General features: G+C 38.2%; 11 protein-coding genes. 9 read left to right on the top strand and 2 right to left on the bottom strand.

Annotated features, from left to right (window positions below; genetic code table 11):
• The first annotated feature begins 110 nt into the window (after positions 1–110).
• From trpS to OQ268_RS07710, 9 genes are all read left to right on the top strand, one after another.
• Entirely contained in the window at positions 111–1,109 is a 999-nt protein-coding gene (gene trpS, locus OQ268_RS07670; protein WP_265855530.1) for a tryptophan--tRNA ligase, read from the top strand.
• Between the two features lie 82 nt (positions 1,110–1,191).
• Positions 1,192–1,806, top strand: coding sequence for a deoxynucleoside kinase (locus OQ268_RS07675; RefSeq protein ID WP_265855531.1), 615 nt, complete (start codon positions 1,192–1,194; stop codon positions 1,804–1,806).
• A gap of 107 nt (positions 1,807–1,913) precedes the next feature.
• The gene (kdsB, locus tag OQ268_RS07680) at positions 1,914–2,675 is read left to right on the top strand and encodes a 3-deoxy-manno-octulosonate cytidylyltransferase (protein WP_265855532.1); all 762 of its coding nucleotides are present in this window, start codon (positions 1,914–1,916) and stop codon (positions 2,673–2,675) included.
• Positions 2,676–2,806: 131 nt separating this feature from the next.
• The gene (locus tag OQ268_RS07685) at positions 2,807–3,370 is read left to right on the top strand and encodes a hypothetical protein (protein ID WP_265855533.1); all 564 of its coding nucleotides are present in this window, start codon (positions 2,807–2,809) and stop codon (positions 3,368–3,370) included.
• A gap of 40 nt (positions 3,371–3,410) precedes the next feature.
• Positions 3,411–3,950, top strand: coding sequence for a hypothetical protein (locus OQ268_RS07690; protein WP_265855534.1), 540 nt, complete (start codon positions 3,411–3,413; stop codon positions 3,948–3,950).
• Between the two features lie 319 nt (positions 3,951–4,269).
• Positions 4,270–5,886, top strand: a complete 1,617-nt coding sequence (locus OQ268_RS07695) for a CTP synthase (protein WP_265855535.1) — start codon at positions 4,270–4,272, stop codon at positions 5,884–5,886.
• A 20-nt stretch (positions 5,887–5,906) separates the two neighbouring features.
• Positions 5,907–7,706 (top strand): membrane protein insertase YidC, encoded by a 1,800-nt coding sequence (gene yidC, locus OQ268_RS07700; RefSeq protein WP_265855536.1) that lies wholly within the window; start codon positions 5,907–5,909, stop codon positions 7,704–7,706.
• 180 nt (positions 7,707–7,886) lie between these two features.
• A complete protein-coding gene (locus tag OQ268_RS07705) occupies positions 7,887–10,745 on the top strand; it encodes a S9 family peptidase (protein WP_265855537.1) in 2,859 nt (952 codons plus the stop codon).
• Positions 10,746–10,912: 167 nt separating this feature from the next.
• Positions 10,913–12,184: a nucleoside recognition domain-containing protein gene (locus OQ268_RS07710; protein ID WP_265855538.1), complete on the top strand. Its 1,272-nt coding sequence runs from the start codon at positions 10,913–10,915 to the stop codon at positions 12,182–12,184.
• Between the two features lie 39 nt (positions 12,185–12,223).
• Here the strand turns inward: OQ268_RS07710 and OQ268_RS07715 are convergent, their stop codons facing one another.
• Together OQ268_RS07715 and OQ268_RS07720 are read right to left on the bottom strand one after the other, a co-directional pair.
• Positions 12,224–12,397 (bottom strand): hypothetical protein, encoded by a 174-nt coding sequence (locus OQ268_RS07715; RefSeq protein ID WP_265855539.1) that lies wholly within the window; start codon positions 12,395–12,397, stop codon positions 12,224–12,226.
• 163 nt (positions 12,398–12,560) lie between these two features.
• Entirely contained in the window at positions 12,561–13,001 is a 441-nt protein-coding gene (locus tag OQ268_RS07720) for a PaaI family thioesterase (protein ID WP_265855540.1), read from the bottom strand.
• Positions 13,002–13,010: the final 9 nt, after the last annotated feature.

Genomic DNA, 13,010 nt, shown 5'->3' on the forward strand with positions numbered 1-13,010 from the left:
ATCAGCCTCTTTGCCGAATGCACAATTGAAGCAATGAAGTTAAATCTCTTTTCGTAAAATTGAATATATCATATACATTGCTGGTATTTTATTTTTAATTTCGTGCCATTATGAAAGAAACAGTGGTGAGCGGGATTCGCTCAACAGGAAAATTACATTTAGGCAATTACTATGGTGCAATACAGAATTTTGTAAAAATGCAACATGATTACAATTGTTACTTTTTTATTGCTGACTTACACTCATTAACAACGCACCCTACCCCTGCCGATTTGCATGGAAATATTAAGCATGTTTTAGTTGAATATTTAGCGAGTGGCATCGATCCGGAAAATAGCACCATATATATTCAAAGTGATGTGCCTGAAATTGCCGAGCTATATCTTTATCTAAATATGAATGCCTATATGGGTGAATTAGAACGCAGTACTTCATTTAAAGACAAAGTGAGGGCAAACCCGGATAATGTGAATGCAGGCCTGTTAACTTACCCTGTTCTAATGGCTGCAGATATATTAATTCATAAGGCAACTAAAGTACCTGTTGGCAAAGACCAGGAACAGCATCTAGAAATGGCCCGAACCTTTGGTAATCGTTTTAATAGGCTTTACGAAACGGAATATTTTCCAGAGCCTTATGCGTTCACTTATGCCGATAAACTGGTAAAAGTACCTGGTTTGGATGGCAAAGGCAAAATGGGAAAATCTGAAGGCGAAGCGAATGCAGTTTATCTTTCTGATGATCCGGAAATCATACGCAAAAAGGTAATGAGAGCAGTAAGCGATGGAGGCCCTACCGAGGAAAACCAGCCTAAACCAGAACCTATTCAAAACCTGTTCGATCTGATGAAAGTGGTGTCTAGTGCTGATACGCACCAACATTTTGATGATTTGTATAATAAAATGCAAATTAGATATGGCGATTTCAAAAAGCAATTGGCTGAGGATATGATTCTTGCTACTGCCCCAATGCGTGAGCGCATACAAGACATTGCAAAAGATGATGCGTACTTAAGACAAGTTGCAAAACATGGTGCACTTAAGGCTCGCGAAAGCGCCCAAAGAACCATTCGCGAAGTTCGCAGTTTAATCGGTTTTAAAAGTTTTTAATATTCAATAAATTGAGTGATGCGAGCTTAATGAGCTTCTGCTCATTGTTAGCGTTCAAATTTCAATTTCATAGCTTAAATATATGCACATCGCAATTGTAGGAAACATAGGAGCCGGTAAAACAACGTTAACTGGTTTATTGGCAAAAAATTATGGCTGGGAAGCTTTGTATGAAGCGGTGGATAACAACCCCTATCTTGAAGATTTTTATAGCGATATGAAACGTTGGAGCTTTAACCTCCAAATTTATTTTCTTAACAGCAGGTTTCAGCAGATTACTGATATTGAGATCAACAAACGCAACGTTATTCAAGATCGAACCATATACGAAGACGCTCATATCTTTGCGGAAAATTTACATGATATGGCCTTGATGACCACTCGTGACCATGATAATTACAGGGCGATTTTTGATAACATTACGTCTTTCATTAAACCGCCAGATTTATTGGTTTACCTTCGTGCATCTGTTCCTACTCTGGTAAATAATATTCAGCGGCGTGGCCGCGAGTATGAAGCCGGAATCCGCATCGATTATTTATCGAAATTGAATGAAAAATATGAAGCCTGGATTAAAGGCTATGATTTGGGAAAATTACTGATCCTGGATAAGGATAAGCTGGATTTTACAAATAATCCGGAAGATTTAGGTACAGTGATTCAAGCTATCGAAGCCGAAATCAATGGATTGTTTTAAATTTTAGCAACCACTTTTAAGTTAATCCTGACGGGATATTTAGACTAAAACACCCTTATATACCTAGCTAATTGATCTTTCATTCTACACCTTAAACACCTTCGTGTATGGAAGCTGAACATTCAAAAGTTATTGGCATTATTCCTGCCCGTTATGCCTCTACCCGATTTCCAGGAAAGCCCCTGGTAGATATTGCAGGCAAAACGATGATTCAACGGGTTTATGAACAAGCCGTTAAAGCAAAATGTTTGGCTAAGGTAGTTGTTGCAACTGATGATGAACGAATTGCGAATGATGTGCAGCGGTTTGGTGGCGAATTTGTTTTAACGGCAGCACATCATCAAAGCGGTACCGATCGATGTGCAGAAGTAATGCAGCATTTTACTGATTTTGATGTTGTTGTTAACATTCAGGGTGATGAGCCTTTTATCGAACCAGATCAAATCGATTTACTGGCAAGTTGTTTTATTGAAGATAAAGTACAATTGGCCACATTAATCAAACCCATCCATAATCAGGAAAGCGTATATAATCCAAACAGCCCGAAAGTTGTAATTGACGTAAATGGAAGGGCGATGTATTTTAGCCGTAGTCCTATTCCATTTATCAGGAACGGAGAGCCAGGTGTTTGGGCTGAAAAACACCAATTTTATAAGCACATAGGCATTTACGGTTATAGAACTGCTTCGTTAAAGGAAATTACAAAGCTACCGCCCTCCTCGCTGGAAATAGCCGAAAGTTTAGAGCAACTGCGATGGATTGAAAATGGCTATTACATCCAAACCAAAGTTACAAATATAGAAACCGTTGCTATTGACACACCTGAAGATCTGGTTAAACTAAATAAGCTTATCGAAGCGTTGAAGTAAGCCAGAGTCGACTTACCAAAAATGGTCATTTATTTTTGGCAGGTTTTGAAGAATTGCCAATAGAAAACGAAATAAATCCACACTTATTTTATGTTTTTAGTTCAGGAATTTTTTTACTTTAGTTATAAAGTATGAAAATTATCCGCTTATTACTCTCATGCATCCTATTGGTTAACCTGGCACATGCCCAGGGTGCGCTTGGTGTTTATGTAAAAACCGATTTACTAAATTTGCTGGCTAAGCAACCTGCCATAGCAGTTGAGAAAGTCTTTAATAAACGTTATGGCATAGAACTATCTTATGCAAAGGGTGAGCTAAATTGGGGCAGGGAATATCAGTTTGAAGGAGTGTTGATGAGGGGAAAAGTTTACACTACTGAAATTAAAGCAAAGGAAGCAAGTTTATTTTATGGCGCTTACGCTGGAGTATTAAATAAGAAAATCGTAGCAAACAACGGCTACAAGCATCCAACAGGTTTCCTTGCGTGGGGGCATGATTTGGATTTTATTGCAGATTCTTTCCGGGCGGGAGGTACTTTGGGAGTACTTTTTATACCTAAGCGAAGGTTCTTCCTGGAAACAACAACAGGTTTAGGCTATGGTAAGTATTATAATGTTAAAACTTTTAATGGAACCAACAAACCAAGCGGCTATTTAGACGTACAATTAAACCTATCGGTTGGTTATTCTTTTTAACCAACTTAAAAATAGAAAACGAAAATTTGTAGTTTTGAATATGAGAAACTTAGTGCTCTTTTTATTTTTCGGATTAACATTTGCGGCATGCAAGTCGGAAAAAAACTCAGATAGTGATGCTATAGCATCGAAAAATGTGGATCAAATACTTGCAAAATCATTTTCAAGTTTAGCACAACCAGATACTTTTAAAATTGAGTTAACAGGCAGCAAACCAGGAGAAATGATTATTCATTTCAGCATTAAAAATGCTAATGGAAAGGAAATTTATCACACAAAATTGAAGGGCACAGATCTACTCGATAGTACAGATCCTAACGTAGATCTAACTAAAGAAAAAGATCAGGTGGTTTTCTTAAAGACGATTGCCGACGATTTTTTCGCTGATGATAATTTTCTGGAGCCTGCCGTAATGCCAGAAGATAAGGCAGACAAAAACGTTCCAGATAAAGCATTTTATGAGGAATTGAAGAAAACAAAGCTTAATGGTTTCAAGTATAGATTGGGAAAAGAAAGTAATGTTTACATTGCCTGGAGTGAAAAGGAACAGCAGGTAAAAATCTACTACAGATGTTGCTAAACCAGCATTAGAAAGTACTCACTATGTAACTAAACCCGGTTGGAACAGCATCCTTTTTTGTTGGCATTAGCTTACAATCGAAACCATCCGTTGGCAAAAAAGATAACGTGAAAAACGGGAGCATACGACAATATGGTTACTGAACCTGCTTTACAAAAATAAGTTTAACCTTATACCAGACAACTAAATAATTGATAAACACAAGATTATCAATTTTAAATTATCTTACATTTTAAAGCATCGAAACAAGTAATTTTCATACCTTTGTATCCCGTACAAAAAGCAGCAATATTTGCATTTGCTGTAAAAAATCACAAACATGACTAAGTATATTTTTGTTACGGGGGGTGTTACTTCATCTTTGGGTAAAGGCATCATTTCCGCATCTCTAGCTAAACTTTTACAGGCACGTGGCTACCGTGTAACCATTCAAAAATTTGATCCATATATCAACATCGATCCGGGAACTTTAAATCCCTACGAGCATGGCGAATGTTTTGTAACAGAAGATGGTGCAGAAACGGATTTAGATCTTGGTCATTATGAGCGTTTTCTTAACGTTCCAACATCTCAGGCAAATAATATTACTACCGGCCGCATTTATCAGAATGTGATTAGTAAAGAGCGTAAAGGCGAATACCTGGGCAAAACGGTTCAAGTGGTACCCCACATAACCGATGAAATTAAGCGTAACATGCGTATTTTAGGTGAAAGTGGCGACTACGATATCGTAATTACAGAACTTGGCGGCACCGTTGGCGACATCGAATCGCTACCATTTATTGAGGCGGTACGCCAGTTTAAATGGGAAGAAGGTAGTACAAATGCAATTGTAATTCACTTAACGTTGGTACCTTATTTAGCAGCTGCCGGCGAATTGAAAACAAAACCTACGCAACACTCTGTTAAGGCCTTATTGGAGTATGGAATACAACCAGATATTTTGGTTTGCAGAACTGAGCACCATTTAGGCCCAGATTTAAGAAAGAAAATAGCGCTTTTCTGTAATGTTAACATCAACGCCGTTGTAGAATCGATGGATGCATCGACCATCTATGATGTACCCTTGCTAATGTTAAAGGAACAATTAGATAAAACGGTACTGGCTAAATTGAAGCTACCAACCAAAAACGACCCGGATATGGAAAGCTGGAAAGATTTTCTAGGCCGTTTAAAAAATCCTACAGCCGAAGTAAAAATTGGCTTGGTTGGTAAATACGTAGAATTGCCCGACGCCTATAAATCTATTATTGAATCTTTCGTACACGCCGGCTCTAAAAATGAGTGTAAGGTACGGGTCGAATATATTCATTCTGAAAGTATTTTTCCAGATAATGTAAAAGATAAACTTGGACATTTACAAGGCGTTTTAGTTGCGCCAGGCTTTGGAAGTCGAGGTATTGAGGGTAAAATAGATACCATTAAGTATGTTCGCGAGCACAACATTCCGTTCTTTGGAATTTGCCTGGGCATGCAGTGTGCTGTTATAGAGTTTGGAAGAAATGTACTTGGCTTAAAAGGCGCACACACTACAGAAATTGAAGCCGATGCGGTAAACCCGGTAATTAACATGATGGAAGAGCAGAAAAACATCGTGAATATGGGTGGAACCATGCGTTTAGGTTCTTATCCATGCGATATTAAAAAAGGCACTAAGGCATTTTCAATTTATGGTAAAGCGCATATTAACGAGCGCCATCGCCACCGCTATGAATTTAATAACGATTACTTGGCGCAGTATGAAGCCGCTGGAATGATTGCTTCAGGGATTAACCCGCAAACCAATCTGGTAGAAATTGTGGAACTAAAAAACCATCCTTTTTTTGTTGGAGGTCAATTTCACCCAGAATTAAAATCAACAGTTGCAAATCCTCACCCACTTTTTGTTAAATTTGTCGCCGCTGCGATGGAGTTTGCGAAAAAGAAAACCAATTAAAAGCAGTACACATATATATAATGGATAGAAATACCTTTACAGGATTATTCCTGATTTTGATCATCTTGGCTGGATCATTTTACTTCTTGAAGCCCAGCACGGCTGAAATGAATAAAGCCAAAGAGATAGAACGTTTAGATTCTCTGAAAAAAGCTGGTGTAGCACCAGTGGTTAAGGATACTGCAAGTAAGGCCGTTGTTGCAAATCCAATAGTAGATTCACTTGCATTAAAAGGCCCATTTGGTACAGCATTAACCGGTACCGCCGAAGCTACGATGTTAGAGAATGAAAACCTCTTAATTACTTTAAGCAACAAAGGTGGTAAAATTACTTCAGTGCAGGTTAAAGGGCAGAAAACTTACGATGGTAAACCGGTAGTGTTATTTTCTGGTGATGACAATAAGTTTGGCTTAAATTTAAATGTGGCAGGAAAAACTGTAAACACAAACGATTTATATTTCAAAGCAAATAAAGCAGGTAATACCGTTACCATGCGTGCAGATTATGGATCGAATGCTTATATAGAGTATGGTTACAATCTGAAAACGGCGAGCAATAAAGTTGATTTTAACGTTAATCTAGTTGGTTTACAACAAGTGGTTGCGGGAAATACCATCGATTTAAACTGGAAAACTACACTTTTACAGCAAGAGAAATCGATAGAAAGCGAGCATCGCTATTCTGCTCCATACTACAAAATTATGGATGGAGATGTTGATCACCTGAGTGTTTCCAAAGATGAAAAAGAAGAATTGTCAAAAGGCAAAATCCAGTGGTTCTCTTTTAAACAGCACTTTTTCTCTGCATCGTTAATTGCTAAACAACCTTTCGAAAAAGGAAGTTTAGAGGTTAAAACGCCCACAACACCAGGTGTGGTAAAATCCTATGATGCAAACATGCAAATGGCATATGCGCATGCGCCTAGCCAAACTTACCAAATGGAATTTTATTTTGGCACAAACAAATATCATACGTTAAAAGAGCAGGGTTACGATTTAGAGCAGCAAGTTGACATGGGATACTGGCCTTTGAAATACATTAATAGGTTTATTGTATTGCCCGTATTTAACTTCCTTAATAACTTTGGGTGGAATTTCGGATTGATTATCCTGGTGCTAACCATCTTACTGAAAGTTGCCCTATCGCCGCTTACCTATAAGTCATATTTATCTATGGCTAAAATGAGGGTTTTAAAACCTGAGATGGACGAAATTAAGGCAAAGGTTGGAGAAGATAACCCAACTTTAGTACAACAAGAATATCTAAAATTATATAAAAAAGCTGGTGTGAATCCATTAGGTGGATGTTTACCAATGGTTTTGCAGTTGCCGCTGGTGATGGCATTCTTCTTTTTCTTCCCTAACCTTTTCGAATTGCGTGGAGAAAGTTTCTTATGGATGAAGGATCTGTCTACCTATGATGAGTTCATCAAATTTGGTTTTAAGGTACCTTTCATTGGCGATCACTTGAGTCTAATGTGCGTGTTGATGACAGTTTCGACATTGATCATGACTTATTTTAATAACCAGGTTTCTGGCGCTACCGGGCAGATGAAATACATCGGTTACATCATGCCAATTATTTTCTTGGGGGTTTTAAATAGCTACCCTGCCGGATTGAACTACTATTACTTCTTGGCCAACTTGATGACCTTTGGACAGCAGTTTCTAATTCGCAAAATGGTTGATGATGATAAGATCCATGCGTTAATTCAACAAAATAAAGCTCGTCCGGCTGATGAAAAGAAGAAAAAATCTAAGTTTCAACAACGCTTAGACGACTATATGCGTCAGCAACAGCAACAACAAGCTAAAAAATAATAGGCTGTAACAGCGCTTGCAATCCCCAATTGTTTTTTACAGTCGGGGATTTTTTTTGCTAAAGATGATCTAAATCGCTCTCGGCAATTGTAATATTTGGCATACAAGCTTTTAAATCAAGGAGAAAATTCCAATTTTAGAAGATTAAATTAAACCAACAAATTAATTCATTCATAAAAAATGCAAAAGAGATTAACAATTATCCTGTTTTTCGTTGTCAACCTTGCTTATGCACAGAAAAAACCTTTAGATCACTCGGTGTATGACACCTGGGAGTCTGTGGGTGCTAAGCAACTTTCAAATAATGGTCAATGGGCAGTGTACAGCATCTTGCAACAAGAAGGTGATGCCCAGCTTTATATTAACAACCTCAAGACAAGTGCTAAACTTAATATCGCACGTGGCATGAATGCCCAGTTTAGCAACGATTCTAAATTTGCTGTTTTTACGATTCGTCCTTTGAATAAGGATCTTCGCAACGCAAAAATCAAAAAGAAAAAATCGGATGAAATGCCTAAAGACTCTTTGGGTATTGCCAACCTGACAACAAATACGATAACCAAAGTTCCACGCGTAAAATCATTCAAATTTCCTGAAGAAGGTAATGGATTATTTGCCTATCTATTCGAAAAACCAGATACGGCTAAGAAAATAACTAGGCCAGCAGAGAAAAAAGATTTAGATATGGACTTTGCTGACGACGAGCCAGTAGCAAAAGGAAAAACAGAGGAAGGTACAGAAATGGTGGTTAGAAATTTGTTATTGGGAACTGAAAAAACCTACAAATTCGTAACAGACTATGCTTTTAGCAAGAACGGAAAGCAGCTTATTTTTGCTTGCAGTGGATCTAAGAAAGATAAGAATGCACCACAAGGCGTTTTCCTGCTCGATACTGAAAAAGGCACGCTTAAAACCCTTGTAAAAGGCAAAGGCAATTTCAAAAACTTTACCTTCGATGAAGATGGTGAGCACCTGGCCTTTGTTGGCGAGCAAAGTCCTGAAAAGCAAGAGATAAAAAATTATAATGTTTACTACAGCTCGCTAACCTTGGATACGGCGCAAACGATTGTGGATTACGACATGCCTGGATTACCGCAAAACTGGTCTGTAAATGGTGATGGACGAGTATCGTTTAGTAAAGATGGAAAAAAATTATTTTTCGGAATATCACCTGTTAAAAAGCCAAAAGACACTACAATTGTAGATTTTGAGGTTGCAAAAGTTGATGTATGGAATTACAAGGATGATTACTTACAGCCTATGCAGCTTAAAAATGCCGATCGGGATAGTAAGAAAAGCTATTTATCGGTTATTGATGTTTACAGCAGCGATCCAAAAGTGATTCCATTAACTGACTTGAATGTTCCGGATGCAAATATGGTTGCAGAAGGGGATGCAGGATTTGTATTGGCTTCGACAGATTTTGGCAGAAGAATTGAATCGCAGTGGAGTGGTGCAACTACAAAAGATTACTATACAGTTGATACGAAGACCGGCCAGCGTAAAAAGATCATTTCCGAGTTAAACGGCTATGCCATGGCCTCTCCAAAGGGTAATTATGTTTTGTACTTTGATAGGAAAAATGCAAATTGGTATACTTATAACGTAGCATCTGGCAAAATTGTAGCGCTTACCGAAAGCTTAAACATTAAATTTGTTGATGAAGAAAACGACGTGCCAGATTTACCATCAGCTTATGGTATAGCAACGTGGACAGAGGATGATAAAGCGGTGTTGTTAAATGATAGATACGATATTTGGTCGTTCTCTCCAGATGGTAAATCAGCAGCCAAAAATATTACTGCAGGTTTTGGCAGATCGAACAACATTACTTTCAGATATGAACGGACAGACCAAGAAAATAGAACTGGGAGAAATGGAGACGGCAAGTTTGTAAAAGCTAACGAACTTGTATGGTTAAATGGGTTCAATAACATCACCAAAGAAAATGGTTTTTATCGTACTAATATTGGTTCGGTAAAGGCACCAGAATTAGTGGTTATGGCAAAGATGAAATATTCTAACCTGCTTAAAGCCAAAGATGCTCCGGTTTACATTTACGATAAAGGCAACTATGTACAATCTCCAGATGTATACGTAACCAGCGATTTTAAGAGCGAAACTAGACTCAGTAATACAAATCCACAACAACAGAACTATAATTGGGGTACGGCAGAACTGGTTAAATGGACCACACCAAAAGGCTTTAAGGCTGAAGGGATTTTATACAAGCCAGAGAACTTCGATCCCAACAAGAAATATCCAATGATTGCTTATTTCTACGAAAAACTATCAGATGGGTTATACAGCTATCAAGCGCCTGCACCTACCCCATCGCGTTTAAACATTTCTTTTTTTGTGAGTAATGGCTACTTGGTTTTTGCTCCGGATATCAGTTACCAAACAGGTTATCCTGGCCAATCTGCAGTAGAATTTATCAATTCTGGTGTAGAAAGTTTAAAGAAAAATAACTGGGTAGACGGAACCAAAATCGGCATTCAGGGACAAAGTTGGGGTGGCTATCAGGTTGCCTATTTGATTACCCAGAATAATATGTACGCGGCTGCGTGGGCTGGCGCACCTGTAGCTAATATGACATCGGCCTACGGAGGCATCCGTTGGGAAAGTGGGATGAACCGCCAATTCCAATATGAAAAAACTCAAAGTCGCATCGGTGCAACGCTTTGGGAAAAACCAGAATTGTACATAGAAAATTCTCCACTTTTTATGTTCCCGAAAGTAAACACACCTGTAGTTGTAATGGCTAACGATGCTGATGGTGCTGTGCCTTGGTACCAAGGTATAGAAATGTTTACAGGTTTACGCAGATTGGGAAAACCAGTGTGGATGCTTAATTACAATGGAGAAGCACACAATTTAGTGCAACGCCAAAACCGTAAGGATATTCAAATCCGGGAACAGCAGTTCTTTGATTACTACCTAAAAGGGGCTAAAGCACCGATATGGATGACGGTTGGCATTCCAGCGACCGAAAAAGGGAAAACCTGGGGATTCGAGCTAACTGACGATAAACCATAATATTGGTAATTTTTTTCGAAAAGCTCATCGCCTTTAGCGTCTGCTAAACCGATGGGCTTTTCTTTTATCATACATCTAGCAACCGTTTAGATATACTTTGATTTTAGAACTATGGAGTTAGATGTAAAAACCCTATTTTCACGCATCAGAAAAAACAACACTTATTTATGGCATTAAGTAGAATTTGGTCGGCATTTATTATTGTAGCCATCCTAGTGGCAGCGGTTAAGTGTATTTTCTTTGGACAGACCGAGGTCTTTAGCTGGATGGTTATTGGTAAAGCAGATGATCCAACCAATTTAACTAAGGTTAACGGAATTATCGAAACCTGCTGGACATCGGTAGAATTGTGCCTAAAGCTAATCGGCATATTGGCGTTATTTATGGGCTTTATGAGTATTGCTGAAAGAGCTGGTGGTATTCGCCTGTTATCAAGAATTGTGGGACCTTTTTTCTCAAAGCTTTTCCCCGAAATACCGAAGGGACACCCTTCGATGGGACACATGATTATGAATTTTTCGGCTAACTTATTGGGGCTTGATAATGCTGCCACACCCTTTGGCTTAAAGGCTATGGAAAGTTTACAAGAACTTAATCCAAGTAAAGATACCGCCAGTAATTCGCAAATAATGTTTCTTTGCTTGCATGCTGCCGGCTTAAGCCTTATTCCTGTAAGCGTTATTGCCATTAGAGCATCCCAAAATGCTTCTGATCCGACAGATGTTTTCATTCCTTGTTTAATTGTGACTTTCGTAGGCACAATGGCTGCAATGTTGATTGTATCAATAAGACAAAAAATAAATCTTTTCCAACCCGTTATTTTGTCGTGGATTTTTGGAATTTCTTTGATTATCGCCTTGCTGGTAGTTTATGTAACCTCCTTAGATGCTGATGGCATTCGATCCTTTTCAGGAATGCTAAGTAATGGATTAATTCTATTGGTGTTTTTGCTAATTGTTTCAGGCGGCATTTATAAAAAAATTGATGTGTTTGATGCTTTTATCGATGGCGCAAAAAATGGCTTCGAAACAGCCATTAAAATCATTCCTTACCTTGTGGGCATGCTGGTAGCTATAAGCATGCTGCGTACAAGTGGAACCTTTGATGTAGTGATCCTTGGAATAAAAAATTTGTTTGTAATGATCGGTGCCGATACCCGTTTTGTAGAAGCCCTGCCAACGGCACTCATAAGGCCACTTAGTGGTGGTGCTGCTAGGGGAATGATGGTTGATACAATGACCGCTTATGGTGCTGATTCTTTTGCCAGTAAATTATCGGGCATATTCCAAGGCGCATCGGATACAACATTTTATGTTATTGCCGTATATTTTGGTTCTGTAAGCATAAAAAATACCAGATATGCAGTTGGCGCCATGCTGCTTGCCGACCTCGTAGGCGTATGTACAGCTATAGGATTAGCTTATTTATTCTTCGGATAATCGAAGAATAAATAAGTAATGCATTTAGGCAGCTGATGTTTAGGAAACCGGAAAAGAAATCCGGCTGATAATTTCGTCAATTGCATCAGGATCTATTGCAGCATTTTTTGAGGCACACCACTTTTCATTCCTGTTATCTAACCAAATACAGAAAGAATGGTAACCATCTAAAACTACAGCGTAGGTTTCATGAAAATCGTCTTGAATGCGCATGCAAAATCCGTTAAAAATCTTGCCTCTAACAATAAATTGCAGGGTTGAATAATTTTCTAACATGGCTCATTATATTTTTGGTTAAATTACAACAAAGTATAATCGAGAATGTTTCGTTGGTTTTAACAAATTAATAAATAATTATAAAACCGGTAAAAATAGCTTAACCTATGTTTAACATATTCGAATAACCTTTAGCTATTAAACGTTTTTTTGAAGGTAAATATATTTCACACTGTAAATTCAATATGGTTTTTCCGTGTTTCACAATTGCTGTCTCCGCTACAATTTCATCGCCTTCTGCTGCAGGGGCAAAATAGTCGATATAATTGTTTATTGTGGTGTAACGATGGTTCAGCCCCATAGTGTAAACCGTAGCACCGATCAAGTCGTCTATAATGCCTGCAGTAACTCCACCGTGTAAGATCTGATATGGATTAGTCATCTCTTTTCTAATCAAATACTTACAAACTAATATTCCATAACCTGCATTCACCAAAACAGGTGCCAACCAGTTCATAAAATTAGACGGTGAATCGGTTATTGGCTGCCCTATAGATTGGCGTAATAGATTTAAACGCTGTTCACTTAATGATTCTTCCATGAAGTAAAT

This window comes from Pedobacter sandarakinus (assembly GCF_026240095.1).
Lineage (GTDB): Bacteria > Bacteroidota > Bacteroidia > Sphingobacteriales > Sphingobacteriaceae > Pedobacter > Pedobacter sandarakinus.

What these genes read in the sequence shown, in the direction of transcription:
- OQ268_RS07675 (WP_265855531.1), top strand. Translation starts at nt 1,192, where the DNA reads ATGCACATCGCAATTGTAGGAAACATAGGAGCCGGTAAAACAACGTTA.
- OQ268_RS07695 (WP_265855535.1), top strand. Translation starts at nt 4,270, where the DNA reads ATGACTAAGTATATTTTTGTTACGGGGGGTGTTACTTCATCTTTGGGT.
- OQ268_RS07710 (WP_265855538.1), top strand. Translation starts at nt 10,913, where the DNA reads ATGGCATTAAGTAGAATTTGGTCGGCATTTATTATTGTAGCCATCCTA.
- OQ268_RS07690 (WP_265855534.1), top strand. Translation starts at nt 3,411, where the DNA reads ATGAGAAACTTAGTGCTCTTTTTATTTTTCGGATTAACATTTGCGGCA.
- OQ268_RS07685 (WP_265855533.1), top strand. Translation starts at nt 2,807, where the DNA reads ATGAAAATTATCCGCTTATTACTCTCATGCATCCTATTGGTTAACCTG.
- kdsB (WP_265855532.1), top strand. Translation starts at nt 1,914, where the DNA reads ATGGAAGCTGAACATTCAAAAGTTATTGGCATTATTCCTGCCCGTTAT.
- yidC (WP_265855536.1), top strand. Translation starts at nt 5,907, where the DNA reads ATGGATAGAAATACCTTTACAGGATTATTCCTGATTTTGATCATCTTG.
- OQ268_RS07715 (WP_265855539.1), bottom strand. Translation starts at nt 12,397, where the DNA reads ATGCGCATTCAAGACGATTTTCATGAAACCTACGCTGTAGTTTTAGAT.
- OQ268_RS07705 (WP_265855537.1), top strand. Translation starts at nt 7,887, where the DNA reads ATGCAAAAGAGATTAACAATTATCCTGTTTTTCGTTGTCAACCTTGCT.
- OQ268_RS07720 (WP_265855540.1), bottom strand. Translation starts at nt 13,001, where the DNA reads ATGGAAGAATCATTAAGTGAACAGCGTTTAAATCTATTACGCCAATCT.
- trpS (WP_265855530.1), top strand. Translation starts at nt 111, where the DNA reads ATGAAAGAAACAGTGGTGAGCGGGATTCGCTCAACAGGAAAATTACAT.